Genomic DNA, 25,952 nt, shown 5'->3' on the forward strand with positions numbered 1-25,952 from the left:
CAATCCTCAACTTTCCGCCAAGGCCATTGCTCACACTTCGCCCCTGTCCTAACTTCCCCCTGCCCGCATAATTTCAGCGGGTCCGCGAATCTAAGAGGTTGCCCCATGTCTTTGCGCAGTTTGTTGTTCTGCATCGCCCTTTTGCCGGGCACCGCGCTGGCGCAATCAAACGCCGTGCTGACCAAGCAATATGACGATGGCGGCATTTACGAGGGGACGTTCCGCGGCGGCCTTCAACATGGGCAAGGCTCTTACCGGCTCCCTAACGGATACGAATATACCGGCGAATGGGTCGACGGAGAGATCAAGGGGCAAGGCACCGCCCGCTTTCCCAATGGCTCCGTTTACGAAGGCAGCTTTTCCAAAGGCAAACCCGACGGGTTCGGCAAGATCACCTTCGCTGATGGCGGCACCTATGAAGGGGATTGGGCCACCGGTGCCATCGTTGGTACTGGCGTAGCTCTTTACGCGAACGGCGTCCGTTACGAAGGGTCGTTCCGCAACGCCAAACACCATGGCAAAGGGGTCATGCAATCCCCCGGCGGATACGAATACAAAGGCGACTGGGTCGACGGCGAAAAACAGGGGACGGGCGTAATAACTTACCCTGATGGCGCCGTGTATGACGGCCAGATCGAAAGCGGCGTACGTCAGGGAACAGGCACGCTGACGATGCCAGACGGGCTTATCTATATTGGCTTGTGGAAAAACGGCCAAATCGATGGTGCAGGCACACTCACTCAACCCAATGGGGACGTCTACGAAGGCGACCTCGTCTCAGGCCGCCGAGAAGGCAAGGGCCGTGTCACCTACTCCAACGGCGACGTCTACGAAGGACAGTTCGCCGATGACCGCCGCCACGGGCAAGGCACGTTCATCGGCAATGACGGCTACACCTATATCGGCCAATGGGTCGAAGGGCAGATCGAAGGTCAGGGTCGGGTCACCTATCCCGACGGGGCCGTCTATGAAGGGGACTTCAAGGACGACCTCGCCGATGGCACTGGCAAAATTACCTATACCGATAGCTCCACCTATGAAGGAGAATGGGTGGCAGGCGTGATCGAGGGAACAGGCAAAGCGACCTACCCCAACGGCGTGGTCTATGAAGGCGGGTTTCAAAACGCGCGCAACCACGGGCAGGGTGTGATGACCTATGCCGATGGCTATCGCTATGAAGGCACTTGGGAAAACGGGCAGCGGCACGGGACAGGGACCGCAACCTATCCCGATGGCACCGTCTATACCGGTGACTTCCTTGATGGTCAGCGGCACGGAACCGGCAAAATCGTTATGGCCTCAGGCTTTGTATATGATGGCCAGTGGACGCGCGGTGAAATCGACGGAGAGGGCGTTGCCACCTACGCCAACGGCGACATCTACGAAGGGACGTTCAAGAACGGCAAGCGGCAGGGAGCGGGCACCATGCGCTACTCCAGCGGCGAAGAAGCGACGGGTGATTGGGACAGTGGCGCACTGAACGAAGCGGAGACGCCGGAAGAAACCGAAGCCACCAGCGACGGCGGCTGATGCCCGGCTTTTGGCTGCTACGCCTCATCCCAGCGCTTGCGCTGATTGTTCTTGCTCATGCGGCAGCAGCAGATTGGCAATACATCGAAAAATATAGCGATCCTATCCAGGGATTTGATACACGTGCGGCCAGCACGACGAACGCGGATGGCTATGGTCTACACCTCTATCGCAACCCGATCGGGCGGGTCTATGCACTGATCACCCTGCCCGACAGCAGCCCCGATCTGGTTCGCACTGGCCCTGTGGCCACGGTTACACCTATGGGTTTTGAACCCAAAGAGGTCGAAGCCCAAAGCGAACGCGGACGGGTCGTCGAATACGCCATCAGCACAGGGCGGGCCCTGCGCGACAGGCTTTGGCATGGCGAAGGGCAAGCGCCAGCATTTGGCACTTTCCACGACTTGCTTGAGGCCCCCAGCCTTGCCGTTTCTTTGATGTTTGAAAACGGGGGCACCGATCAAACGGAATGGTCGATGGAAGGTGCTGAAACCGCCATCGCCAAGGCTCTCGGCATCTCGATGAACGGCGTCCCGGCAGGATCCGAATGGGAAGACGAAGCCGCCCAGGCGTTGTTGGCCGCGATGACGGCCTGCCAGTTCCCCAAGTTGGACGTAGAATGCGTGCAAAAAGTGTCGACGTGCAGCGCAAAAATCAGTGAAGACAGAGATATCGATGGTTTCGACACCTGTGTCGCTGCCGAATGACAATAGACGGCGGAACGCCGCCCGAAAAGATAGACAAAGAAGCCTGACCTCGGTAACGAACGACGAAGTAGAAAAGCAAATGCGGGGCCCTCAAAATGGCTACAGAAGGCGCAGAAGGTCATGGCGATCCCGGTTGGTTTGTACCTCCGGATGCGTTCGACCAGATGTCTTGGGTTATTCTGATCCTGCTGGCGCTGGCGATTTATGGGCTGGTGTCGCTTTATGCTGCTTTTGATCGCTGGGCCGAACATCAATCCCACGGCACTCCGCTGGCCAAGACGATCCCGACAATGCTCACGATTGCGCTGCTTTACGAGATCTTCCCCCTCGCCCATTTCAACATTCTGCTGCCGGTTGCCGCGATCCTGATTGCGCTGATGGCCGATTGGTCACGGTTCCATCTGCACTTCCCCAAAGGCCACGCGGCACATGAGGCCAAGCCGCACGAGGAGCCAAAAGCAGATGTTTGAGCTCATGTTTACGTCCTTCCCGGTCATCATCCGCTATTACCAACTCAAACGGCGCGGCGAAGAGATGACTGTTTGGAATATGCGCGCCGCCGTCCTGATGTGGTTGGGCATGGCCTTCGCACTCTTCCTGACGATCTTCTATTTCCACCCCAAAAGCTATTCAGGGATCGTGCCCTTCCGCACCGTTTCCGTGGTTGCACAAACCAGCGGACCGGTCACGGAACTCCCTGTTCTGAACGAGGATCGGGTCGCCAAAGGTGATCTGCTGTTTCGGATCGAAGATAGCAGCCAGCGGTCGGCCGTCGCTCAGGCTGAGGCCCAACTTGCCGAAATCGATGCCGAAGAAAACAAAGCGCGGGATGAGCTGATCGTGGCCCAATCGACTGTGGACCAAGCCGTAGCTGAACGGGACAAATATGCGGTTGATCTGGAAAACGCGCAGACTCTGTTCGAGCGAAATGTCGGGCGCGAGGACGACGTGCGCCGATTTCAGGCTGCATTTGACTCGGCCGAGGCCGCCGTAACGGCCACCACCGCACAAGTCGATCTGGCACGTGTCGAAATCGAAGAAACCATCCCCGCCAAACGCCGCACGGCCGAAACGGCACTCGAAGCGGCCAAGACGGAGCTGGCAAAGACCGAAGTTCGGTCCTTTACAGATGGCGTCGTGACCCAACTGTCCCTTGCCGTCGGAAGCCCGGCATCACGCCTCGTCCTCAGCCCGGCCATGGTGATTATTCCCGACCGGGACGAAAAACACCCCATCGGTGTGATCGCAGGGTTCGACCAGGTCGCCCGGGCAACTCTGCACGCAGGAATGCCTGCAGAAATCGCGTGTGACAGCAACATCAACATCTCGTTCAGGAACACGGTCATGCCCGCGCATGTGACGTCGATCCAACCGGCGATTGCCACCGGTCAGGTACAGCCAAGTGGCGTAATGCTTGAGCCCAGCAATGCCACCTCTCGCGGATCATTGCTGGTTTACTTCGATCTGGTACACCCCGAGCATAAAGACATCATGCTGAACGGAACGGGGTGTCTGGTGCAGACCTACACCAACAATCTGCCCGGTGTGTTTGGCCATGTGATCGCTGCCACAGGCATAATCAAGGCCGCTGGATTGCGACTGAAAGTGTGGGGCTCGCTGGTTTCTGGCGTTGGTCTGGCCGGGGGCGGTGCGCACTAAGGCGTGCCATCAGCGACTAAACCGTCTCGCCCGAAGACATCTTGTCCAGAAACGCTTCAGCGTCGCGCAACACAGTAGCGCGGCGCTCTTCGTCCATCCGATCCCAAGTCCGGTACATGTTCCCCATGCGGGCATTGTTGGAAAACCGATCCCGGTGACGGTCTAGGAAATGCCAGTAAAGCAGGTTGAACGGGCAGGCTCCCTCGCCCGTTTTGACGTTGACCTTGTAGTGGCAACCTTTGCAGTAATCCGACATCCTGTTGATGTACACGCCCGATGACACATAAGGCTTGGACGCAATGACGCCCCCATCAGCGAACTGCGACATGCCCACAACATTCGGGGCCTCCACCCATTCAAAGGCATCTGCGTAGACCGCCAGATACCATTCGGACACTTCCGCCGGGTTCAACCCAGCGAGCAGGGCAAAGTTGCCCGTGACCATCAAACGCTGGATGTGGTGGGCATAGGCCTCGGTTTCAGTCTGCGCCACGGCCTTTGACACACAGCGCATCCGCGTCTCACCACCCCAATAGAACGCCGGCAGCTTGCGATGGTGGTCTAACCCATTGCGATGCGGATAGTCGGGACCCTCATGAAAATAAATGCCGCGCACATATTCGCGCCAGCCAATCACCTGCCGTATGAACCCTTCGGCTGCGTTGATGGGCACATCGCCCGCCTTCCACGCATCTTCGACCGCCCGGCAGACCTCAAGCGGGTCGAGCAATCCGATGTTGAGGTAGGGCGACACCAGCGCATGGTAGAGGAACTGATTGTCCGCCAGCATCGCGTCCTGATAGTCGCCAAAACGGGCCAGACCATAGCGGACAAAATGCGCCAGTGCCTGTCTGGCCTGCGCCTGATCCGTGGCAAACCAGAACGGGCGCAAATCCCCGAAATGATTGCCAAAGCGCGCCTCGACCAAATCCAGAACTTCGGTCACGACGTCATCTGGTTCAAACTGCATGGGTCCGGAAAATGTGACCTCTCCGGGGGCAGGTTTGCGATTGTCGTGATCGAAATTCCACTTGCCGCCTGCCGGTTGATCCCCATCCATCAACAGGCCGGTCTTGCGGCGCATATCGCGATAGAAATATTCCATCCGCAGCGCCTTGCGCCCCTCAGCCCAAGCCTCGAACTCGGCATGGGAGGCGATGTACCTGTCATCTTCCAGCATCTCCACATCCAGCGGACAATCCTCGAGGGCTTCAATCAGGCGGTACTCGCCCGGGCGGGTAACAAGAACCTTGCTCACCCCATACTGATCTGCCCGGCGCAGCAACTCGCCTGCAATGGATTGGGAGTTTTCGGTGTCATCAAGCTCGGAATAGGCCACCTGCCAACCATCTTCGCGTAACTGGGTCGCAAACTTGCGCATCGCAGCCAGAACCAGCGCAATCTTCTTGGGGTGATGGGGAACGTACGATCCTTCATCACCGACTTCGGCCATGACAACAACGTGGCGGTCTTTGTCCGCCGCGCACAACGCTGCCACGTTTTCGCTCAACTGATCCCCAAGGATCAGGATCAACCGCGCTACCATGGAACGGAAGCCCCGGAGTAATCAAAGAACTGCCCAGTCTGCTCGGGTCTCAACCCATCCATAACCTCCATCAGATTGGTCGCCGCGTCTTGCGGAGGCACCGCAGGATGGCGGCCCACATACTTATCAGTAAAGGCCGTGGCCACGGTGCCGGGATGCAGCGCCACAACTGTCGCCTGTCCATGCGTGCGCGCCAATTCAATCGCAGCCGTATGAACGATCTGGTTTACAGCAGCCTTGGCCGCACGATAACTGATCCAGCCACCAATCCGATTATCCCCAATCGACCCGACGCGCGCAGACAGCACCGCCATAACGGCGGGCCGATCACGGGGCAACAGATGATGCGCGTGCGACAGGATCAAGGCCGGGCCAATCGCGTTCAATGCAAACTGACCCGCCATCACGGCAGGGTCCAACCCCTTGATGGTCTTTTCAGGGGCAGCGCCCGCAATCTCAAGCGCACCAGTCGCGACAACAACCCGGTCGTAGGGGCCGCGCCCAGTCAGATGGTCGGCGACCGATCCGGCATCCGTCACATCAAACCCATCACCCGAGCGCGACAGTCGGTCCACCTCTGCCCCACTGGCTGCATATGCATCCACCAAAGCAGACCCGATGCCCCCAGAGGCCCCAATAATCAAAATCTTATCCATGATCCCCGACCTAGCAGGCAAGGCGTGCGCATCAACTTCTTCTGACGAAAAATACCCCCTTTGAAGGTTTCGGAATGCGCAACGGGGTTACGGTCCGCAATTCCAGTCTTTCCATTTGCAAAAGGCGCGGTATAAATGCGCCCATGACATTCGCCACACATATCCCTTGCACACGCCTTTCGGGCGTGCTCGGCCATGGCCTCCTGCTCCTAATTCGCCTCTGAGCGCAGCCGGTTGGCGCGCCCGCTCAGAGGATCGCCCGCGCGCCAAAGGCTTCAGGAACAGAACTCAAAGAGATACCAAAATGACCGATACTGACAAAACCCAGGACCGCGTTGTCATCTTCGACACCACGCTGCGCGACGGCGAACAATCTCCGGGCGCCACCATGACCCACGCGGAAAAGCTCGAAATTGCAGGGCTGCTGGACGACATGGGCGTCGACATCATCGAGGCCGGATTTCCCATCGCCTCCGAAGGCGACTTTAACGCCGTTACCGAAATCGCCAAGAACGCGCAAAACTCGGTGATTTGCGGCCTTGCCCGCGCGCAGTTTGGCGACATCGACCGCTGTTGGGAGGCCGTCAAGCACGCAAGCCAACCGCGTATCCACACCTTCATCGGGACCTCGCCCCTGCACCGCGCCATTCCAAACCTCACCAAGGACGAGATGGCCGAGCGGATTGAACAGACCGTCACCCACGCCCGCAATCTGTGTGACAACGTGCAGTGGTCACCGATGGACGCGACGCGTACGGAAATCGACTACCTCTACCGCGTTGTCGAAATCGCGATCAAAGCGGGTGCGACAACGATCAACATCCCCGACACTGTCGGCTACACTGCCCCTCGTGAAAGCGCAGACCTGATCTCCAAACTGATCGAAAATGTGCCCGGCGCCGACGAGGTGATCTTTGCTACGCACTGCCACAACGACCTTGGCATGGCGACAGCCAACTCTCTTGCCGCTGTCGAGGCAGGGGCACGCCAGATCGAGTGCACGATCAACGGTCTGGGCGAACGCGCCGGCAATACTGCTCTGGAAGAAGTGGTGATGGCCCTTAAAGTGCGCAACGACATCATGCCGTTCCGCACCGGCATCGATTCAACCAAGATCATGAACATCTCGCGTCGCGTTGCCACGGTCAGCGGCTTCCCGGTGCAGTTCAACAAGGCCATCGTGGGCAAGAATGCCTTTGCACATGAATCTGGCATCCATCAGGACGGCATGTTGAAAAACGCCGAGACGTTCGAAATCATGCGGCCCGAAGACGTGGGGCTGTCGGCGACCAACCTCGTGATGGGCAAACACTCTGGCCGCGCTGCCCTGCGCTCCAAGCTCGAAGAACTTGGCTTTGAACTGGGCGACAACCAACTCAAGGACGTCTTCGTGCGATTCAAAGCGCTGGCCGACCGCAAAAAGGAAATCTACGAAGATGACCTGATCGCGCTGATGCGCACCGCCACTGATCCGGAAGAAGACCGGATCAAGCTGGTCTCAATGCGCGTTGTGTGTGGCACCGATGGCCCTCAGCAGGCAGACATGGTGCTCGACATCGATGGGACCGAACACAAAACGACGCAAACCGGTGACGGCCCAGTAGACGCGTCTTTCAACTGCATCAAAGCGCTGGTGGAACACACCGCCCGCCTGCAGCTGTATCAGGTCCACGCTGTGACCGAAGGTACTGATGCGCAGGCGACAGTGTCCGTGCGGATGGAAGAAGACGGGCGCATCGTGACCGGCCAATCCGCGGACACAGACACTGTCGTGGCCAGCACGCGGGCCTACATTCACGCGCTCAACCGTCTGCTGGTGCGACGTGAGAAAACAGGCTCTGACAAGCGCGAAGTCAGCTACAAAGACGTCAGCTGATTGCGCATCCGGCGCAAACAACCCGCTTAAAGAAGCGCCTGAGATGCCGCATGAATGTGCGGCATCTCTTTTGTTGTTCGCCAGTTTCACCCATAAGCAACCCACCAAACCAAAAACAGGATAGTGTCATGCGCCTTTTATCTGCTGCAATCGCGGCAACTCTGCTTCTGACGACAGTCGCGTCTGCCCAGACAATCGACAAAATCAAAGATACCGGCGAGCTCGTCATTGGGTTTCGCACAGACGCATCCCCGTTGTCGGTCCTCGGTGATAATGGCCCGCAAGGGTATTCCGTCGAACTTTGCGCGCGTTTGGCCCAAAAAATTGCGGACTCACTCGCTCTTGAGACCATGGATGTGGTCTTCGAACCCGTTACAACTGAAAACCGGTTCGAAAAAGTCGCAAACGGCGAGATTGACTTGCTCTGCGGTGCGGCAACTATCACCTTGTCCCGGCGGGCACTGGTCGATTTTTCGACACCCACCTACGTCGATGGCACCACGGTTGCCCTAAAGAACGGCGGACCGGGCTCATTCGAAGAATTGGCTGGCAAAAAAATTGGTGTCCGAAGCGCCACAACAACGCTTGAAGCGCTCAACACAACATTGGGATCGATGAATATGGACGCAGAAGTCGTCGAATTCGATGATCATGCCGCCGGCATGGCAGCGCTCGAATCCGATGCTATTTCCGCATACTTTGCAGACCAATCCATTCTGATGCAAATGGTGCAGTCCGGTGGCAACGCAGATGCGTACAATGTCTTTGAGAATCTTTTGACCGTCGAAAAACACGGGCTGGCCATGCGCCGTGGGGATTCTGATTTCAGGCTGCTTGTTGATACAGGTCTGTCGACCTTGTTCGCAGAAGGAGGTGTTTCTGACGCTTTTGGCAACAACATAGGCGCAACTCCGGGTTTTGCGCTTGAAGCGATGTACCTTTTGTCCCCGACGTTGCCCTAAACAGGCACAGATTTGATATCACTGGCCCGGGCATTTGTGCCCGGGTTTGCTACACTGATACCGACGGGCTGTACCGCACACACCGTTGGCAGTGTTGCCTACTCCGGTCCCCACAATCGCGACAAAACAGGACGGCCCATTGGTGTCGGACGCATCCACTTGCGCAGGTGTGCAAGCACCGCAGACCCCATTGAAGCTCAACCTAAAATCGTACCCAATGCGCGCGCAACGCCTTGAAACTCGAGTCAAATTTTATTGACTCGAAACGGTGTGTAACCCAAGGTTGAAGGATTAACGCCAAAATTATTGAGGTTTTGCCATGCACAACATGCGTAAGCGCACCGCAACCGCTCTCTTTGTTATCACTTGCATCGCCGCAAGCGCGGCCACCATGTCCGCGGCGCAGAACGCGCCGTCTGGATCGTGCGTGGTCCCGGGTGGTTGGTGTTGGCCGCTCAGTCCTGGGCCATCAGGCGCGCCATGCCAGTGCAACACACCAAACGGGCTTGTGACAGGATTCATTCAATAAAGCCGGCATGTCTCTCAAAGTCATTGAAAGGATCGCATTATGGATCAAGAACAACGACTTTCCACACTGGTGTACAAGGCCTCGAACCTACGCGACTATCTTATGCATGTGCAGGGCGAAGACAGCGCAGAATTGGCCCATGCCCTGAGCGTGTTTGATCGCAGCGACGACTTTTCCGCCATCTCGGATGACGATATTCTTCACCTGCGCAAAGCGTTCCAGAAGGCCTATGACAGATTGTGCCTGCGCATCGACTCCTACACGATTGGTGAGGTTATGATCGGCAAGTCTCCGGTGGAACGGGGAACTCCGATCCTGACCAGCTTGCTGCTATGTCTGGCAGGCCTGTTGTTGGTGACGTCCGTGTTCAATTTCACCTACTGGTCGAACCGGGCCACTGTCGCGATGGCCGATGCACAAGAATTTCTGGCATTTGATCATTCCAACGAAATTGCTCAGCTCGTTGAAATGAAAATACTTTTTGACAAGGTCGTATCTGAGGAAGGCTCGGATAATCTTGAACCGCAATTGATGTACCTCGAAGGTATCTCCAATTTACAGCAGCACTATTCGCGCGAAAGAGAGTTAATCGAGCGCATTCAGGGCTTGTGGTCAGAAGCGCAAGTCTACAGAGCCCCGGGTCAATTTGTGAGCAACTGGTCCTGCGCAAGAGCGGCAAACACGGTGGTGATCAAGGCGACCCTTGACCCCATTTTCAGGTGTTCCGAGAAGGAGGCCGCCCGGGCAGCTGCAGTTTCTAAAGCAGCACAAAGAGAAGAGGAACTAAAAAAAGCCAAAGAGGAAGCGGATGCGAAGGCGGCAGCAGAAGCAGCGGAGGAGGCCGCGCTGATCGCGGCTGGCAATGCCGAGGTTCAAGATTCGGCTACCGATGCGGAAACCATGCAGGCAATCAAAGTCGCAAGTGTTTTTGACAACCGGTTCACGGCGGTCAAAAACGCACAGGTAGAGACCATGAAGACTGCCAATCGCACGGCCCTCAATATCTACCAAGACACGCTCGATGCGATGGGTGTGCGCATCAAAGACCTACGCGAATGGTTGAACACCATTCACCTTTGGGCTTTGCCGATCCTTTACGGCATGCTTGGCTCCATCGTGTATTGCATGTGGCGTGTACTAAACCCCAGCGTAGCCCCGCTTGGCTTTTTCTATTCCTTTATGCGCACGATTTTCGCTGGCCTCGCGGCGATGACACTGTCGATGCTGCTGGTTCCCTCCAACATACTTACGGCGGGTGTCGAATTGAACAGGCCATTGATTTATCTACTCAGTTTCGTCTTTGGCTATTCTGTAGAAGTTTTCATCAACACGCTAAACATGTTCAACACCTACTTCTTGGCCAACCTCACCACACGAGAGCGGCAGGATGCAAAGTGACCGGCTGGATGTTCCCCGCGATTGAGATAACGAAGGGGCAACCCATCCGGCCACTGCGATCGGCGCGATAGCGCTTGTTATATGCTGAAAACGTCCTTTAACCCGGTCAAAGCCCTCCCTATAAGACCACGAATTGCACGCACTCCCGAGTCGGGGTGCCCATAAGCATTCGAGGTGCGCAGCAGATGTCGATATTCGGAAATCTTGGTGGCTTGTTCTCGTCAGACATGGCGATCGATCTCGGCACCGCAAACACGCTGGTCTACGTCAAAGGCAAGGGTGTGGTGCTGTCCGAGCCATCTGTTGTGGCCTATCACATCAAGGACGGCGTTAAAAAAGTCCTCGCCGTGGGCGAAGACGCCAAACTGATGCTAGGGCGCACCCCCGGCAGCATCGAAGCGATCCGGCCAATGCGCGAAGGGGTCATCGCCGACTTTGACACCGCCGAAGAGATGATCAAACACTTCATCCGCAAGGTCCACAAACGCTCGACCTTCTCGAAACCGAAAATCATTGTCTGCGTGCCTCACGGCGCCACGCCTGTCGAAAAACGCGCCATCCGCCAGTCAGTTTTGTCCGCAGGGGCACGTCGCGCAGGCCTGATCGCAGAACCCATCGCAGCGGCAATCGGCGCAGGCATGCCCATCACTGACCCCACCGGCAACATGGTTGTGGATATTGGCGGCGGGACAACCGAGGTGGCCGTTCTGTCCCTTGGCGATATCGTTTATGCCCGATCTGTGCGGGTCGGTGGCGACCGCATGGACGAGGCAATCATTTCCTACCTGCGCCGCCAGCAAAACTTGCTGGTGGGTGAGACAACGGCTGAGCGGATCAAGACTTCCATCGGCACGGCCCGCATGCCCGACGACGGGCGCGGCACCTCGATGCAGATCCGAGGCCGTGACCTGCTGAATGGTGTTCCCAAGGAGATCGAAGTGACTCAGGCCCAGATCGCCGAGGCGCTCGCCGAACCCGTTCAACAGATTTGTGAAGCGGTTATGACTGCTCTTGAAACCACGCCGCCTGATCTGGCCGCTGACATCGTGGACCGGGGCGTCATGCTCACCGGCGGTGGCGCGCTATTGGGCGATCTTGATCTGGCCTTGCGCGAACAGACCGGACTGGCCGTATCCATCGCTGACGAAAGTTTGAACTGCGTCGCCTTGGGCACGGGCAAGGCGTTGGAGTATGAGTCCCAATTGCGTCACGCCATCGACTACGACAGCTAAGCTGACAGGCAGACGCCAACAAACAGTTTTCTTGCCCCAAAGGGGCAAATAGCAGACCATCAGACCAATCTCCCAACCGAGGTGAGGTATCTTGGCCAAGGACAGCACAAATGTGGACTATGCCGGCCCGCTGCGGCGGCTGGTTTTGGCTGTGCTGGTTTTGATCCTGACGGGTATTTTCCTGCTTTGGAGGATCGACAGCCCCAGGGTCGAACGGTTCCGCGCCCAGGTCACCGACCAGATCGTACCCAACCTTGATTGGGCTATGGCCCCAGTCACCGGCACCATCAATCTTGTTCGCGATTTCCAAAGCTACCGCCGGATTGTTGAGCAGAATTCGGAACTGCGCCGCGAACTGCGTCAGATGCAAAGCTGGAAGGAAGCCGCGCTTCAACTCGAACAGGAAAACGCGCGGCTGCTTGATCTCAACAACGTGCGCCTCGATCCGCGCCTCACTTATATCACCGGCGTGGTACTGGCAGACTCTGGCTCTCCGTTCCGCCAGTCCGTTCTGCTCAACGTTGGCGCGCGAGATGGCATCGTTGAGGGATGGGCAACCATGGATGGCATCGGGCTTGTCGGGCGCATCTCGGGAGTGGCCCAGAACACCAGCCGTGTGATCATGGTCACCGACGCCTCCAGCCGCATTCCGGCCGTTATCCAACCTTCCGGCCAGCGCGCGATTGTGGCAGGCGACAACTCGGCCGCTCCGCCCATCGACTTTCTGGAAAACCCCGACCTCGTACGCCCCGGCGATCGTGTGGTAACGAGCGGGGATGGCGGTGTCTTTCCTGCCGGATTGCTCATGGGGCAGGTTGCTGCTGATCCCGGTGGACGGCTTCGCGTGCGGTTGGCCGCCGATTACGAACGGCTCGAATTCCTGCGTGTGTTGCGCCACTACGGCAATGAACCCGTATCCGATACAACAGACGTTCTGGATGGCGGCGCCACCTCCGAAGACGAGGCCGAAGAACTGACGGAGGTGGCCGAATGAACGAGCAGGTCTCCTCTCGCCTTTGGACTATGCGGCTCAGTTTCGGGCTGCTGGTACTGGCCATCCTGTTCCTGCACCTGTTGCCTTTGCAAACTGCCGCTGGCGGTCTGATCTGGCCGAATTTCGTGCTGTGTTTCGGGCTGGCGTGGTCTGTGCGCCGCCCTGAATATGTGCCCGCCGTCCTTCTGGCAGTGGTGTTTTTGATGGCCGACCTGCTGCTCCAACGGCCACCGGGGCTGTGGGCTGTGCTAGCCCTGATCGCGTGCGAACAAATGAAGTCGCAGTCGCGCAGCCTGCGGGATGCGTCACTTGCCAGCGAATTTGCGTCCGTCGCTGTCTGGATCATCGGGATCGGGATCGCCTATCAACTCATTCTGGCATTGCTGCTGGTTGAACGTGCGCCGCTTGTCCCTGCTCTGATCCAGATTGTCGTCACGGTTCTGGCCTATCCGCTGGCCGTTGCGATCACCCATGGTCTCTTGGGCGTGCGTAAGGCCGCCCCGAACGAGATGGGCAGCAAGGGGGTGCGCTCGTGAAACGACCCCGCGTTGATATCGAAGCAAGCCACCGTCTGATCACGCGGCGGGCGGCGATCCTTGGTGGTGTACAACTGGCCTTTGTCGGCGCGCTGGCCGCGCGCATGCAGTTTCTGCAGGTCGATCAGGCCGACCAGTTCCGCCTGTTGGCCGAAGAAAACCGGATCAACATGCGCATCATACCACCGTCACGCGGTGAAGTGTTTGACCGCAATGGCGTACCGCTGGCGCGCAACGCGCCCAGCTACCGCATCGTGGTGGTACGCGAGGATGCAGGCGACGTGGCTGACGTGCTGGAACGGCTGGGCAAAGTGGTCGCGCTGGATCCCGAAGAGGTCGACCGCGCCATGGCCGAGATGAAGCGTTCCGCGCCATTTTTGCCGGTAACAGTTGCGGATGAGGTAACTTGGGAAGACCTCAGCCGCGTCAGCGTCAACGCCCCCGCCCTGCCCGGTGTCACACCCGAAGTTGGCCTCAGCCGGGTCTATCCCTTTGGCTCTGACTATGCCCACGTACTGGGCTACGTAGGCCCGGTCAGCGACTACGATTTGGAACGGCTGGATGATCCAGACCAACTGCTGCGCATACCACGGTTCCAGATCGGCAAGGTTGGGGTCGAAGCCAAAGCTGAAGACTTGCTGCGTGGCAAAGGCGGTGCCAAACGGGTTGAGGTCAACGCGACGGGCCGGGTGATGCGCGAGTTGGATCGCCGCGAAGGCACGGCAGGATCCGATCTGCAACTGACCATCGACTCCAAACTACAAAGCTATGTGCAAGCGCGCCTGAGCGGGGAAAGCGCAAGCACCGTTGTGATGGACTGTACCAACGGCGATCTTCTCGCCATCTCCTCTGCGCCCACATACGATCCCAACCTTTTCGTGCGGGGGATCTCGACCCGTGACTATGCCTCACTGACCGAAAACAAATACAGACCACTGGCCTCTAAAACTGTGCAGGGCATCTACCCACCCGGTTCGACCTTTAAGATGATCACGGCCATGGCCGCGCTCGAAGAGGGATTGATCGGGCCGGACGACACCGTCTATTGCCCCGGTCACCTTGAGGTATCCGGGCGCCGTTTTCACTGCTGGAAACGCGCAGGACACGGTTCGGTCAATCTGCAAAACTCGCTGAAACAGTCATGTGACGTCTATTACTACGATCTCGCCGTAAAGGTCGGGATCGAAAAGATTTCGGCTATGGCCAACCGCTTTGGTCTTGGTATCCGCCATGATGTGCCAATGTCCGCAGTGGCGGCAGGCCTGACCCCGACCAAGGACTGGAAACTGCGCACCCACGGGGATGACTGGCGCGTCGGCGATACGGTCAACGCCTCTATCGGGCAGGGATACATGCTGGCCTCTCCTCTGCAACTGGCGGTGATGGCTGCGCGGCTGGCCAGCGGGAACGAGGTCAAACCAAGGTTGATCAAATCTGTAGACGGAATCGAACAGCCCGAACTTGGCGGCGAAAGCCTTGGCTTGAACGAAAACAACCTGCGCAAGATGCGGCGGGCGATGTTTGATACGGTCAACGACCGGCGCGGCACAGCCTATGGCAGCCGGATCATTGACGATACCATGCGCATGGCGGGCAAGACGGGCACATCACAAGTGCGCAACATCACCGCCGCGGAACGCGCGCGCGGTGTCACCCGCAACGCAGATCTTCCTTGGGAACGGCGCGACCACGCACTGTTCGTGAACTATGCACCCTACGACAATCCGAAATACGCCGTGGCCGTGGTTGTCGAACATGGCGGCGGCGGGTCACGGGCGGCCGCCCCGATCGCGCGCGATGTAACTTTGCAAGCCTTGGCAGGTGGTGATCCTCCACTTGAGGCCTACCCAACCAAGGACCGCGAGCGCATCCGCGAACAACAAGAGAAGTTACGTGCCATTCAACCGCTGGCAAATATCACCGGCAAGGATCAGGCATGAGTTATCTTGAGTATAATGCCAAATACGTCCCCACCGGGCCGCGCAAGATCCTGTACCTGAACTGGCCGCTTGCGCTGCTGCTGGCGGCGGTGGCCGGTGTCGGTTTCCTGATGCTGTATTCGGTGGCCGGTGGGTCCTATACGCCATGGGCAGAGCCGCAGATGAAACGCTTTGCGGTCGGATTTGTGTTGATGATCATGGTGGCGATGGTGCCTGCGTGGTTCTGGCGCAACATGGCATCCGTGGCCTATCTCGGTTCACTTATGCTCCTTTTGGCTGTCGAATTCTTTGGCTCGGTCGGTATGGGCGCACAGCGCTGGATTGATCTGGGGTTTATCCGGCTACAGCCATCCGAATTGATGAAAGTCACGTTGGTCCTGATGCTAGCCGCCTACTATGACTGGCTGCCCTCAGCCAAAAAGTCGCGACCGATCTGGGTGCTTCTACCCGTCATCCTGATCCTGATCCCGACGGCGATGGTGCTGCGCCAACCCGATCTTGGTACATCAATCCTGTTGATGGCCGCAGGCGGCGGGTTGATGTTTCTGGCCGGTGTCCATTGGGCCTATTTCGCAGCCGTGATTGCAGCAGGTGTGGGCCTGATCACCACAGTGCTGCAATCGCGCGGCACGCCGTGGCAGTTGCTTCAGGATTACCAGTTCCGACGGATCGATACGTTTCTTGACCCAAGCTCTGACCCGCTCGGCGCGGGCTATCACATCACACAGTCCAAGATCGCTTTGGGATCCGGCGGTTGGACGGGGCGCGGGTTCATGCAGGGCACCCAGTCCCGGCTAAACTTCCTGCCCGAGAAACACACCGACTTCATCTTTACGACGCTTGCCGAAGAGTTCGGCTTTGTAGGTGCGTTCTCCTTGCTCGCCCTCTACGCACTCATCATCGTGTTCTGCGTGGTCTCGGCGCTGGCGAATAAGGATAGGTTTTCGTCACTGCTGACGCTCGGCATCGCGCTCAACTTTTTCCTCTTTTTTGCGGTCAACATGTCGATGGTCATGGGTCTTGCGCCCGTGGTTGGCGTCCCCTTGCCACTGGTCAGCTATGGTGGATCAGCCATGCTGGTCCTGATGCTAGCCTTTGGTCTGGCCCAAAGCGCACATGTCCACCGCCCCCGCTAAAGGAACTGCCATGGCCCTCTTTCACCTTGCTTTCAACGTCGTTGACCTAGACGACACCCGCGCATTCTATGGCGATCTACTGGGCTGTGCCGAGGGGCGCAGCACCGACACTTGGGTGGACTTCGACTTTTTTGGGCACCAGTTGTCCTGCCATTTGGGCACGCCCTTTGCCTCCGCCCCCACAGGCAAAGTGGGCGAACACGACGTGCCTATGCCCCACTTTGGCGCTGTCCTGCCGATGTCGGACTGGCGTGCGCTTGCCGACAGGCTGACTGCACAAGGCGTCGATTTTATCCTCGCCCCGCAAATCCGCTTCGAAGGGGAACCGGGTGAACAAAGCACCATGTTCTTCACTGACCCCGCAGGCAACCCGGTCGAGATCAAAGGCATGGCCAGCTTGGACGGAGCCTTTGCAACGTGAGCGTCAATGTCCTGTTCGCCGCCCAATCGGATGCCTGGCCAGAATATGAAGCTCCGCTGAGACGCGAGATCGCAGCAGTTGGGATCAAAGCGCACCTCGATACTGATATCCCGGCCCACCAAGTAGACTACATCGTCTATGCGCCCAATTCTGACCTTCAGGATTTTGCGCCCTACACCCGCGCCAAGGCCGTGCTGAACCTCTGGGCAGGGGTCGAGGCCATCGTGGGCAATCCCACTCTACACCTACCGCTGGCGCGCATGGTCGACCCCGCTCTGACCCAAGGGATGATCGAATGGGTCACAGGGCATATCCTGCGCCTGCATCTTGGAATGGACGCGCATATCACAGCGGCCCCCGGCACGTGGGAGCCTGTGCCGCCGCCTTTGGCATTTGATACCCGTGTGACCATTCTGGGCTTGGGCGAACTGGGGGCGGCCTGCGCCACTGCCCTCGCCACCTTCGGTTTTGACGTAGCAGGGTGGAGCCGAACGCCAAAAGAGATCGACGGCATCACCTGTTTTTCCGGCCCTGACGGGCTCGAGGCTGCGCTGGAACGATCAGATTTCTGCGTCCTGCTGCTGCCCAGCACGGCCCAGACCGAAAACACACTGAATGCCCGCACCCTTGCGCTGATGCCCAAAGGGGCGTGTATCCTGAACCCCGGACGCGGGCCATTGATCGACGATGACGCCCTGCTCGCAGCACTCGATACAGGCCAGATTGGGCACGCCACACTGGATGTGTTCCGGATCGAACCGCTGCCAAAGGACCACCCCTTCTGGGCGCATCCAAAGGTGACCGTCACACCCCATGTCGCGGCAGAAACCCGCGCCGCCTACTCCGCCAAAACTATCGCCGAAAACATCCGGCGCGGAAAGGCAGGCGAACCCTTCCTGCACCTCGTGGACAGACGCGCCGGGTACTGACGCCCCCCAACTTCTCTGATTCAAAAAAATCCTAGGGAGTCCGAAGGACGGGGCAAAGCCCCTAAAAAATGTCGTGGCGCAGCCTCATCAGGATCACGCAGCAAGGCCCCGCCCTTTGAGCAACGCCTCAACGCCGGGCAACCGTCCGCGAAACGCCTTGTACAACTCTCCCGCATCCACAGACCCGCCTGTGCTGAGGATATGCGCCTCAAGCGCCTGCGCCTGCTCGGCATCAAACGGCCCGCCCGCCTCTTCAAAGGCGGCAAAGGCGTCGGCATCCATTACTTCGGACCACATGTAACTGTAGTACCCCGAAGAATAGCCATCGCCCGCAAACACATGAGCAAAATGCGGGGTCGCATGGCGCATCGAAATCGCGGCAGGCATACCCAGATCGGCTAGAACCTCCTCTTGTTTGGCCATCGGATCAGCAGGTGCGGCACCGTCGTGAAACGCCAGATCAACCATCGCCGATGCGACATACTCGACAGTTTGGAAACCCATATCGTAGGTTGCTGCGGCCAACACATTTTCCAAGAGCGCCGCAGGCATCGCCTCGCCGGTCTCGGCGTGTACCGCGTATTCCCGCAGCACCTCGGGCACCTCCAGCCAGTGTTCATAAAGCTGGCTGGGCAGCTCCACAAAGTCCCGGGCCACAGAGGTGCCAGAGACCGACTCGTAAGTCACATCCGACAACATCTGATGCAGGGCGTGGCCAAACTCGTGAAACAGGGTGCGCGCATCGTCATAGGACAAGAGCGCCGGATCCCCTTTGGCAAAATTGCAGACGTTGATCACCACCGGGGCCTGTACCTCCGGGTACTTGGCCTGCGCACGCATGGCCGAACACCATGCACCCGAACGCTTTGATCCACGCGCAAAATAGTCCCCGATAAACACGGCCACATGGGCACCACGGCGGGTGACTTCCCATGCGCGACAGTCAGAATGATAAAGCGGGATATCCAGCGGGCGAAACTCCAACCCAAACAATCGGTTCGCACAGGCAAAAGACGCCTCGATCATACGTTCCAGTTGGAAATACGGTTTGACCTCTGCTTCATCCAGATCATGCATTTCCTTGCGTCGACGCTCCGAATAGAACCGCCAGTCCCAAGGGGCCAAGGGGCCGTTTACGCCGTCCTCAATCATCATCTGTTCCAGCGCTTGCGCGTCTGCATTGGCTTGCGCACGTGCAGGCTTCCACACATCCATCAACAGATCACGGACAGCCTCGGGTGTCTTGGCCATCTCGGTTTCCAACTTGTAAGCCGCAAAGCTTTCGTAACCGAGCAGCTTGGCCCGCTCTTCACGCAAAGCCAGTATCTCAGCAGCAATGGCGCGGTTGTCCGTCTCACCGCCATTGGCCCCGCGCGCGGTCCACGCCTTGTACGCTACCTCGCGCAGATCACGGCGGGTCGAAAACTGCAAAAACGGCACGATAAGCGAGCGCGACAGCGTCACAACAGGGCCATCTGTCCCCTTTTCCTCACCAGCGGCGCGGGCCGTGTTCACCACAAATTCGGGCAGGCCCGCTAGATCATCTTCGCCCAGTTCCATGAACCAGTCGCGCTCATCTGCCAGGAGGTTCTGGGTAAAGGATGTCCCAAGCTCGGCCAGCCGCCCTTTGATGACCTTCATGCGTGCTTCTTCGGCACCTTCAAGCGCGGCACCCGACCGGACAAAGCCGCGATGGGTCAGCATCAAAACACGCGCCTGCTCGTCCGTCAGCTCCAGTTGATCACGCGCAGCGTAGACGTCGGCTACACGTGCAAACAACGCCTTGTTCCCCGATATCTCCGCAAAATGCGCCGCCAGCTTGGGGGAAAAATCGCGCTGCAACGCCTCGCGCGCCGGATTGCTGTCGGCCCCGGCCACTGTGTAAAATGTGCCCAGAACCTTATCCAGATCGCGTCCAACCGCCTCCAATGCCTCGATCGTATTGGCAAAGGTCGCAGGCGTTTCGGCCCCCGCAATCGCATCGATCTCAGCGCGGTGACGCGCAAGCGCTATGTCCAGCGCGGGCGCGAAATCCTCGTCCGAAATGGCATCAAAGGGGGCGATCTGGAACGGTGTGTCCCAGTCCTGCAGTAGCACGTTGGTCATAGGGGCAATCTCCTTTGCCCTCTATGTAGGGCGCGGGTCAGCCCGCCGCTACCGCCGATCCACAGGTTGTGCAGTCCGGGCGTCGTTTGAGCGAAATCTTTCGGCTTTCGCCATAAAGCGCGTCATAAATGACCATCTCACCGCGCAGGACCGTGCCGGCACCGGTAATGATCTTGACCGCCTCCACAGCCATCATGGACCCGACAACGCCCGGCAGTGGGCCAATCACGCCTGCTTCTGCACAGGAGGGCGCCAATTCCGCTGCCGGCGCCTGCGGAAAAACGCAAGCGTAACAGGGCGCGTCATTGGCTGGATCAAAGACACTCACCTGCCCCTCCCACTGCGTCAACGCACCCGAGATCAGCGGAATCCCTGCACGTACAGCAGCGGCATTCACCAGATAGCGTGTGTCAAAGTTGTCCGTCCCGTCGATCACCAGATCGTAGTCGCCCAGAAGGTCATCAACGATGTCGGCACTCAGGCGGCGGTGATAGGGGCGCACGCTTACAAACGGGTTCTGGGCCTCCATGGCGGCTTGGGCGGAAAAAACCTTGGGCGTGCCAATCTGGGCGTCGTGGTGGATGATCTGGCGTTGCAGATTGGTGTTCTCGACCACATCATCGTCAATCACACCGATGGTCCCCACACCAGCGCCCGCGAGGTATTGTAGAACGGGCGATCCCAGCCCTCCCGCACCAACGACTAGAACACGGGCATCTTTCAATGCCTTCTGACCAGTCCCACCCACTTCGCGCAACACGATATGGCGAGCATAGCGATTCAGTTCAGTATCGGAAAACGGGCCTGATTGCGCAGGCGCGGCTTTGGCCTCTTCTTGCTGTGCGCGTCCCCTCAGGCGACGCAACACAGCGCGATATCCAAGCACAAGGGCTGCAAATCCACCAAGGATCAGCCAGAAGGCGGGGCTTTCCCCGGTGGCGAGCCGAACTGGGTGATCATCTGGCAGGGCGACCTGTAGGGCCAGCACAAACACATAAAGCAGGCCAATCATGGTCCACCGGGCGCGATGAGGCACCTTCATAAGCGCGCCAAAACCCCAAAGCATGGCCGCAAGTGCGATGACCAACACCATCAGCCGCGCCCTGTCGATCCAAAACCGCCCGCGCCACGGGTGGTCTCATCCAATGTACTAGTCTCCTCAAAGGTGGCCTGCACGACGGGGGCCAAAACCATTTGCGCGATGCGCATCCCATGCGTTACCTCAAACGGTGCATCAGATGTGTTGAGCATGATCACTCCCACCTCACCACGATAGTCGCTGTCGATGGTACCGGGGCTGTTGACCAACGCGATCCCATGTTTCAGAGCAAGGCCAGAGCGTGGGCGGATTTGCACCTCGAACCCAGGTGGCACGGCCATGGCAATCCCTGTCGGGATCAATGCCCGAGCACCCGGTGACAGCGTTACCGCCATCCCATCGGCAAAGTTCGCACGCATATCGGCCCCCGCGGCACCGGGGGTTTCATAGGCAGGCAGGGCGATCGAACCATCCGATCCCGCAACCCGCATCAGTTTCAAAGTGACAGGATCCATCGTCATCTCGTCAATTAAACTCAAATACCGTCCAGACCAGAGGCGATCACGACAGAGCATCTGCAATGCGCTGCGCCAATTGCGCAGCCACATCGGTTTTGGACATGCGGGGCCACGTCTCTGCGCTCGTCTCCGAGATCAGGATCACCGCGTTTTCGCTGCCCCCCATGATGCCGGTTTCTGGAGAGACATCATTGGCCACGATCCAATCGCACCCCTTTCGCGCCCTCTTGGCCGTGGCGTGGGCTACAACGTCGTCAGTTTCGGCAGCAAACCCAACCACAAGCCCGGGCCGTCCATCAGCCATCTGCGCTACCTCGGCCAGAATGTCGGGGTTCTCGGCAAACTGAAGGGCAGGCAGGTTGCCCGCCACTTTTTTCAACTTGTGAACACTGGCATCTTCCACTCGCCAATCGGCAACAGCGGCGGCAAAGACCGCGGCATCAACCGGCAGGGCGGCACTTACGGCCTCTCGCATCTGGTGGGCTGTTTCGACAGAAACAACTGCGACCCCTGACGGCGGCGCAACGTCTGCTGGGCCGGTAACAAACACCACCTCTGCCCCCAGATCTGCCAGCGCCTGACCGAGGGCTGTGCCCTGAGCGCCCGACGATCGGTTGGCGATGTAACGCACCGGATCAATGGGTTCATGGGTTGGGCCGGACGTCACCAGAACGCGCTTGCCTGCAAGTGGACGGGGGCCGAAATGCGCCTCGACTGCGGCCACGATCTCCATCGGTTCGGACATGCGCCCAGGGCCATGTTCACCACAGGCCATATCGCCCTTGTTTGGCCCAATGACAGTGACGCCATCACCCTTGATCTGCGCCAAATTGCGCTGGGTTGCGGGATGATCCCACATGCGCACATTCATCGCCGGAGCCACCATCACGGCTGTGTCAGTCGCCAGCAAAAGGGTCGACGCCAGATCATCCGCGCGTCCTTGCGCCATTTTCGCCATGATGTCTGCTGTGGCAGGCGCCACAAGGATCAGATCGGCAGAGCGGGACAATTGAATATGGCCCATCTCGGCTTCGTCCGTCAGATCAAACAGATCGCGATACACCTTTTCCCCAGCCAGAGCAGACACCGACAAAGGCGTCACAAATTGTTCTGCCGCGCGGGTCAGCACCGGGGTCACCGCTGCGCCGCGTTCGCGCAGGCGGCGGATGAGATCGAGCCCCTTATAGGCCGCGATGCCCCCAGTCAGGATCAGCAGAATGCGTTTGTCTTGCAGCATGGGCCGTCACTCCGGCGGATTGAAACGTGGGTGACCATAGGCCGAGGTCGCGCCAAGGGCCAGCCCGGGAATATTGGGGGCCAGCCCCCGTCCTGCGGACTCCCCCGGGATTTTTTGAAATCAGAGAAAGGGACAGGTCAGTCTTGCGATTGAAATGCCACGCATGGGTCTGCCCGGTCGGGGCGCGGGGCGTCCGTGATCTCGAAATCAAAGAAACCGGCGGGTGAGACCCCGCCTTCGCCCTGACCGATGGCCCCTACATTGAGGTCTGGCCGCACACGGGCCAGATAGGCCGGCACACCCCAATCGATGCGTGCATGACCATTTCCAGTGATCAGAACCACCGGCGTGCCATAAGTTTCGACAGCGGCTATCACGGCGCGGGCAAAGGCGGCGTCGCGAAGGCGTTGCGCCTCGACCATACCGCCCATCATCTCGAGCGGCATCGCCGCGCAATGGGCCTCATATTGCAACGCTTCCCGCGCCGTCTGCTGCTCCTCCGACAAAGGCTTCGTCAGGCCATATCGCGCCGCATCCCGTCCAAAGACGGATGCCGCCCCTTCACTGAACGCTGCACGCATGTCAGCACGGGGCACGGCTGCGCCGATGATCACAGAACTGCGCGACAGAACACCGGCATAGTCAGCGATATTGGTCCAGTGAAAGCCCGCGATCGCCGCCTCCATCGCAGCAGGGTCGCGTGGCACATCCGCCAGTAGCTTCGCCTCTTCGGGCGTCAGCATTTCAAAGACAACGGCCTTTGGCGCAATCTCGTTTACGGCATTCTGCTGACGCTGATGGTGGCGAGGATTGTCGTGAAACTCCCCAATGATCAACACGTCCCCATCGTACTGCGACCACACCACTGAAGCACAAACGACAAACGCGGATACAATCATTGCACCCGCGCTTAGAAATCCAGTGTAAATCAACCTGATCATGCCAAGAAGTGGTGGACCTCACGGCTTTGGTTTTCAAGCGCTTTGCGCATCTTGCCAAATGCGGCCGCCTCAAGCTGGCGCACGCGTTCCTTGGACAGGTTCAATTCATCACCAAGGCTTTCCAGTGTGCGGGGCTGGTCGCGCAACTTGCGTTCACGCACGATAAACCGCTCGCGTTCGTTCAGCGAATTGAGCGCCGATAACAGCCACTCGCGCAGTTGCTCCGTGTCGTGACTGTGCTCCACTGTTTGTTCGGCCTGCGCGCTTTCATCGACCAAAGCGTCGATCCACTCACGCCCTTCATCTTCGGCGGATTGGGTCGCGTTCAGGGAATAGTCGGACCCCGACAGGCGCCCTTCCATCATCTCGACGTCATGGAGTGGCACGCCGATCTCGGTCGAGATCATCTGGCGCATCTGATGCCTGTCCAGCACTTCACCCGCCGCGGCACTTTCGCGTTCCAGACGGGCCTGAACCCGGCGCATGTTGAAAAACAGGGACTTTTGCGAAGATGTGGAGCCTGTGCGCACCATCGACCAGTTGCGCATCACGTAATCCTGAATCGACGCCTTGATCCACCAGACCGCATATGTGGAAAAGCGAACTCCACGGTCAGGGTCGAACTTATCAGCGGCTTTCATCAGCCCCAGACCTGCTTCCTGAATCAGGTCATTCATGGGCGCGCCATAGCGTTTGAACTTGGACGCCATCGAAATGGCGAGGCGCATATAAGCTGTGATCAGTCGGTGCAGTGCGGCTTCGTCCCGCTCATCCCGCCAAGCGTAGGCCAGACGCAATTCGGTCTCGGCATCTAGTAGTTCAGCCTTCATAGCTGTCCGCGACAGTGAAAACTCTCGGGCGTTATCCAATGGCATTCATTCATCCCCCTGTGGATGTTATGCTTGTTTTGCGCGCTTGAGATGTTTACGGACGGAGCCGCCCATTGGTTCACTCGCGAGGTCAAAAAATGTTGCCTTCCTTGACCTTCGTTTTAGGCGGCGCGGCGTCTGGAAAATCTCGGATAGCTGAAAACATATTGATTAACAGCGGGTTAAATCCCGTTTACCTCGCCACAGCGCGGATCTGGGATGATGAAATTCAGGACAAAGTTAAATTGCACCGTGCCCGCCGAGGACCGGAATGGACGACGCACAACGCCCCTGTTGAGCTTGCAAAGATCTTTGATCTAGGGACCCCGGGTCAGGCCATCTTGATGGATTGCGCCACCATGTGGCTGACAAACATCATGCTGGATGAACACAATCTGGACGAGGAACAAACTGCTCTGCTGGCAGCGCTCGCACGCTGCCGCGCGCCTGTCGTGGTCGTATCCAACGAAGTTGGTCAGGGGATTGTGCCTGAAAACGCTCTGGCCCGACGGTTCCGCGAGGCGCAAGGGCGGTTAAACATCGCGCTGGCAGAACAGGCAGATCACGTGCTGCACGTGGTGGCAGGTCTGCCGCGCAGCCTCAAGGATACCCGCACATGACCACATGGCACTGGGTCCGCCACGGCCCGACCCATCAAAAGACATTTACGGGCTGGCGTGACGTACCTGCCGACCTGTCAGACCGTGCGGCGCTGGACAGGCTCAATGCGCATTTGCCGGACGATGCGCTGGTGATCTCGTCCGACCTGATCCGATGTGTTGACACTGCGGATGCGCTCCAAGGCACGCGCACCCGTCTGCCCCACGACCCATCCTTGCGTGAATTCCACTTTGGTACATGGGACGGGGTCGGCTTTGATACGGTGTCGGACTGGCATCCTGATCTGTCCCGCGCGTATTGGGAAGAGCCCGGACATCACACACCGCCGGGAGGGGAAAGCTGGAATGTCTCCGCCGCGCGGGTGGCGGCGGTCGTACGCCGGATCAATGCCGCGCACCCGGGCGCGCACATTATCGCCGTTGCGCATTTCGGAGTGATCCTGACCCAAGTGCAGGCTGTGCTGGGCGTGTCAGCGACCGAAGTGCTTGGACACAAGATCGACAATCTGTCGGTCACGACTCTGCTCCCGAAATCCGGCAGCGCAACGCATATCAATCACCTTCCGTGATG

24 protein-coding genes are annotated in these 25,952 nt (G+C 58.7%); 16 read left to right on the forward strand and 8 right to left on the reverse strand.

Annotated elements, in window-relative coordinates:
* The first annotated feature begins 105 nt into the window (after positions 1-105).
* From DHN60_RS15020 to DHN60_RS15035, 4 genes are all read left to right on the forward strand, one after another.
* Entirely contained in the window at positions 106-1,530 is a 1,425-nt protein-coding gene (locus DHN60_RS15020) for an MORN repeat-containing protein (protein WP_108838141.1), read from the forward strand.
* A complete protein-coding gene (locus tag DHN60_RS15025) occupies positions 1,530-2,237 on the forward strand; it encodes a hypothetical protein (protein WP_108838142.1) in 708 nt (235 codons plus the stop codon). Before DHN60_RS15020 ends, DHN60_RS15025 begins: the two co-directional genes overlap by 1 nt.
* A gap of 95 nt (positions 2,238-2,332) precedes the next feature.
* Positions 2,333-2,707, forward strand: coding sequence for a hypothetical protein (locus DHN60_RS15030; RefSeq protein WP_108838143.1), 375 nt, complete (start codon positions 2,333-2,335; stop codon positions 2,705-2,707).
* Positions 2,700-3,896 carry an HlyD family secretion protein gene (locus DHN60_RS15035; RefSeq protein ID WP_108838144.1) on the forward strand — a complete coding sequence of 399 codons (1,197 nt, stop codon included), beginning with the start codon at positions 2,700-2,702 and terminating at the stop codon, positions 3,894-3,896. The genes DHN60_RS15030 and DHN60_RS15035 overlap by 8 nt, the downstream gene beginning before the upstream one ends.
* A gap of 16 nt (positions 3,897-3,912) precedes the next feature.
* On the opposite strand, the gene DHN60_RS15040 is transcribed toward DHN60_RS15035, so the two are convergent.
* Positions 3,913-5,442, reverse strand: a complete 1,530-nt coding sequence (locus DHN60_RS15040; protein ID WP_108838145.1) for a cryptochrome/photolyase family protein — start codon at positions 5,440-5,442, stop codon at positions 3,913-3,915.
* Positions 5,436-6,098, reverse strand: a complete 663-nt coding sequence (locus DHN60_RS15045; RefSeq protein ID WP_108838146.1) for an SDR family NAD(P)-dependent oxidoreductase — start codon at positions 6,096-6,098, stop codon at positions 5,436-5,438. Before DHN60_RS15045 ends, DHN60_RS15040 begins: the two co-directional genes overlap by 7 nt.
* A gap of 304 nt (positions 6,099-6,402) precedes the next feature.
* On the opposite strand from DHN60_RS15045, the gene DHN60_RS15050 reads away from it, so the two are divergent.
* The 10 genes from DHN60_RS15050 (at position 6,403) to DHN60_RS15100 (ending at position 18,051) form a co-directional block, all read left to right on the forward strand.
* Complete coding sequence (locus DHN60_RS15050; protein WP_108838147.1) at positions 6,403-7,974, forward strand: 2-isopropylmalate synthase; 1,572 nt, start codon at positions 6,403-6,405, stop codon at positions 7,972-7,974.
* Positions 7,975-8,102: 128 nt separating this feature from the next.
* A complete protein-coding gene (locus DHN60_RS15055; RefSeq protein WP_108838148.1) occupies positions 8,103-8,936 on the forward strand; it encodes an amino acid ABC transporter substrate-binding protein in 834 nt (277 codons plus the stop codon).
* A 679-nt stretch (positions 8,937-9,615) separates the two neighbouring features.
* The gene (locus DHN60_RS15065) at positions 9,616-10,863 is read left to right on the forward strand and encodes a hypothetical protein (protein WP_159089232.1); all 1,248 of its coding nucleotides are present in this window, start codon (positions 9,616-9,618) and stop codon (positions 10,861-10,863) included.
* Between the two features lie 185 nt (positions 10,864-11,048).
* On the forward strand, positions 11,049-12,095 hold the full coding sequence (locus DHN60_RS15070; protein ID WP_108838151.1) for a rod shape-determining protein: 1,047 nt from the start codon (positions 11,049-11,051) through the stop codon (positions 12,093-12,095).
* A 91-nt stretch (positions 12,096-12,186) separates the two neighbouring features.
* Positions 12,187-13,089 carry a rod shape-determining protein MreC gene (mreC, locus tag DHN60_RS15075; RefSeq protein WP_108838152.1) on the forward strand — a complete coding sequence of 301 codons (903 nt, stop codon included), beginning with the start codon at positions 12,187-12,189 and terminating at the stop codon, positions 13,087-13,089.
* Positions 13,086-13,625 carry a rod shape-determining protein MreD gene (locus tag DHN60_RS15080; RefSeq protein WP_108838153.1) on the forward strand — a complete coding sequence of 180 codons (540 nt, stop codon included), beginning with the start codon at positions 13,086-13,088 and terminating at the stop codon, positions 13,623-13,625. The genes mreC and DHN60_RS15080 overlap by 4 nt, the downstream gene beginning before the upstream one ends.
* Positions 13,622-15,565: a penicillin-binding protein 2 gene (mrdA, locus tag DHN60_RS15085; RefSeq protein WP_108838154.1), complete on the forward strand. Its 1,944-nt coding sequence runs from the start codon at positions 13,622-13,624 to the stop codon at positions 15,563-15,565. The genes DHN60_RS15080 and mrdA overlap by 4 nt, the downstream gene beginning before the upstream one ends.
* A complete protein-coding gene (rodA, locus tag DHN60_RS15090; RefSeq protein ID WP_108838155.1) occupies positions 15,562-16,701 on the forward strand; it encodes a rod shape-determining protein RodA in 1,140 nt (379 codons plus the stop codon). The genes mrdA and rodA overlap by 4 nt, the downstream gene beginning before the upstream one ends.
* Positions 16,702-16,711: 10 nt before the next feature.
* Positions 16,712-17,122 (forward strand): VOC family protein, encoded by a 411-nt coding sequence (locus DHN60_RS15095; RefSeq protein ID WP_108838156.1) that lies wholly within the window; start codon positions 16,712-16,714, stop codon positions 17,120-17,122.
* Positions 17,119-18,051, forward strand: a complete 933-nt coding sequence (locus DHN60_RS15100; RefSeq protein WP_108838157.1) for a glyoxylate/hydroxypyruvate reductase A — start codon at positions 17,119-17,121, stop codon at positions 18,049-18,051. Before DHN60_RS15095 ends, DHN60_RS15100 begins: the two co-directional genes overlap by 4 nt.
* A gap of 93 nt (positions 18,052-18,144) precedes the next feature.
* Here DHN60_RS15100 and DHN60_RS15105 read toward each other — a convergent pair whose 3' ends face one another.
* The 6 genes from DHN60_RS15105 to DHN60_RS15130 form a co-directional block, all read right to left on the reverse strand.
* On the reverse strand, positions 18,145-20,157 hold the full coding sequence (locus DHN60_RS15105) for a M3 family metallopeptidase (protein ID WP_108838158.1): 2,013 nt from the start codon (positions 20,155-20,157) through the stop codon (positions 18,145-18,147).
* Between the two features lie 37 nt (positions 20,158-20,194).
* A complete protein-coding gene (locus DHN60_RS15110) occupies positions 20,195-21,250 on the reverse strand; it encodes a molybdopterin-synthase adenylyltransferase MoeB (RefSeq protein ID WP_108838159.1) in 1,056 nt (351 codons plus the stop codon).
* Positions 21,250-21,711: a dUTP diphosphatase gene (gene dut / locus DHN60_RS15115; RefSeq protein ID WP_108838210.1), complete on the reverse strand. Its 462-nt coding sequence runs from the start codon at positions 21,709-21,711 to the stop codon at positions 21,250-21,252. The genes DHN60_RS15110 and dut overlap by 1 nt, the downstream gene beginning before the upstream one ends.
* A 46-nt stretch (positions 21,712-21,757) precedes the next feature.
* A complete protein-coding gene (coaBC, locus tag DHN60_RS15120) occupies positions 21,758-22,951 on the reverse strand; it encodes a bifunctional phosphopantothenoylcysteine decarboxylase/phosphopantothenate--cysteine ligase CoaBC (RefSeq protein ID WP_108838160.1) in 1,194 nt (397 codons plus the stop codon).
* A 137-nt stretch (positions 22,952-23,088) separates the two neighbouring features.
* Entirely contained in the window at positions 23,089-23,892 is an 804-nt protein-coding gene (locus tag DHN60_RS15125) for a ChaN family lipoprotein (protein WP_234423654.1), read from the reverse strand.
* A complete protein-coding gene (locus DHN60_RS15130; protein WP_108838161.1) occupies positions 23,889-24,767 on the reverse strand; it encodes an RNA polymerase factor sigma-32 in 879 nt (292 codons plus the stop codon). Before DHN60_RS15130 ends, DHN60_RS15125 begins: the two co-directional genes overlap by 4 nt.
* Positions 24,768-24,871: 104 nt before the next feature.
* On the opposite strand from DHN60_RS15130, the gene cobU reads away from it, so the two are divergent.
* Both cobU and DHN60_RS15140 read left to right on the forward strand, forming a co-directional pair.
* Positions 24,872-25,381 carry a bifunctional adenosylcobinamide kinase/adenosylcobinamide-phosphate guanylyltransferase gene (cobU, locus tag DHN60_RS15135; RefSeq protein ID WP_306416006.1) on the forward strand — a complete coding sequence of 170 codons (510 nt, stop codon included), beginning with the start codon at positions 24,872-24,874 and terminating at the stop codon, positions 25,379-25,381.
* A complete protein-coding gene (locus DHN60_RS15140; protein ID WP_108838163.1) occupies positions 25,378-25,950 on the forward strand; it encodes a histidine phosphatase family protein in 573 nt (190 codons plus the stop codon). The genes cobU and DHN60_RS15140 overlap by 4 nt, the downstream gene beginning before the upstream one ends.
* Positions 25,951-25,952: the final 2 nt, after the last annotated feature.

The organism is Tateyamaria sp. Alg231-49 (assembly GCF_900143535.1).
In the GTDB taxonomy this organism is placed as follows: Bacteria; Pseudomonadota; Alphaproteobacteria; order Rhodobacterales; family Rhodobacteraceae; genus Tateyamaria.

Coding starts and splice junctions, on each gene's coding strand:
- DHN60_RS15020 (WP_108838141.1), top strand. CDS start 106: ATGTCTTTGCGCAGTTTGTTGTTCTGCATCGCCCTTTTGCCGGGCACC.
- DHN60_RS15025 (WP_108838142.1), top strand. CDS start 1,530: ATGCCCGGCTTTTGGCTGCTACGCCTCATCCCAGCGCTTGCGCTGATT.
- DHN60_RS15030 (WP_108838143.1), top strand. CDS start 2,333: ATGGCTACAGAAGGCGCAGAAGGTCATGGCGATCCCGGTTGGTTTGTA.
- DHN60_RS15035 (WP_108838144.1), top strand. CDS start 2,700: ATGTTTGAGCTCATGTTTACGTCCTTCCCGGTCATCATCCGCTATTAC.
- DHN60_RS15040 (WP_108838145.1), bottom strand. CDS start 5,442: ATGGTAGCGCGGTTGATCCTGATCCTTGGGGATCAGTTGAGCGAAAAC.
- DHN60_RS15045 (WP_108838146.1), bottom strand. CDS start 6,098: ATGGATAAGATTTTGATTATTGGGGCCTCTGGGGGCATCGGGTCTGCT.
- DHN60_RS15050 (WP_108838147.1), top strand. CDS start 6,403: ATGACCGATACTGACAAAACCCAGGACCGCGTTGTCATCTTCGACACC.
- DHN60_RS15055 (WP_108838148.1), top strand. CDS start 8,103: ATGCGCCTTTTATCTGCTGCAATCGCGGCAACTCTGCTTCTGACGACA.
- DHN60_RS15070 (WP_108838151.1), top strand. CDS start 11,049: ATGTCGATATTCGGAAATCTTGGTGGCTTGTTCTCGTCAGACATGGCG.
- DHN60_RS15080 (WP_108838153.1), top strand. CDS start 13,086: ATGAACGAGCAGGTCTCCTCTCGCCTTTGGACTATGCGGCTCAGTTTC.
- rodA (WP_108838155.1), top strand. CDS start 15,562: ATGAGTTATCTTGAGTATAATGCCAAATACGTCCCCACCGGGCCGCGC.
- DHN60_RS15095 (WP_108838156.1), top strand. CDS start 16,712: ATGGCCCTCTTTCACCTTGCTTTCAACGTCGTTGACCTAGACGACACC.
- DHN60_RS15105 (WP_108838158.1), bottom strand. CDS start 20,157: ATGACCAACGTGCTACTGCAGGACTGGGACACACCGTTCCAGATCGCC.
- DHN60_RS15110 (WP_108838159.1), bottom strand. CDS start 21,250: ATGGTGTTGGTCATCGCACTTGCGGCCATGCTTTGGGGTTTTGGCGCG.
- dut (WP_108838210.1), bottom strand. CDS start 21,711: ATGGATCCTGTCACTTTGAAACTGATGCGGGTTGCGGGATCGGATGGT.
- coaBC (WP_108838160.1), bottom strand. CDS start 22,951: ATGCTGCAAGACAAACGCATTCTGCTGATCCTGACTGGGGGCATCGCG.
- DHN60_RS15125 (WP_234423654.1), bottom strand. CDS start 23,892: ATGATCAGGTTGATTTACACTGGATTTCTAAGCGCGGGTGCAATGATT.
- DHN60_RS15130 (WP_108838161.1), bottom strand. CDS start 24,767: ATGCCATTGGATAACGCCCGAGAGTTTTCACTGTCGCGGACAGCTATG.
- DHN60_RS15140 (WP_108838163.1), top strand. CDS start 25,378: ATGACCACATGGCACTGGGTCCGCCACGGCCCGACCCATCAAAAGACA.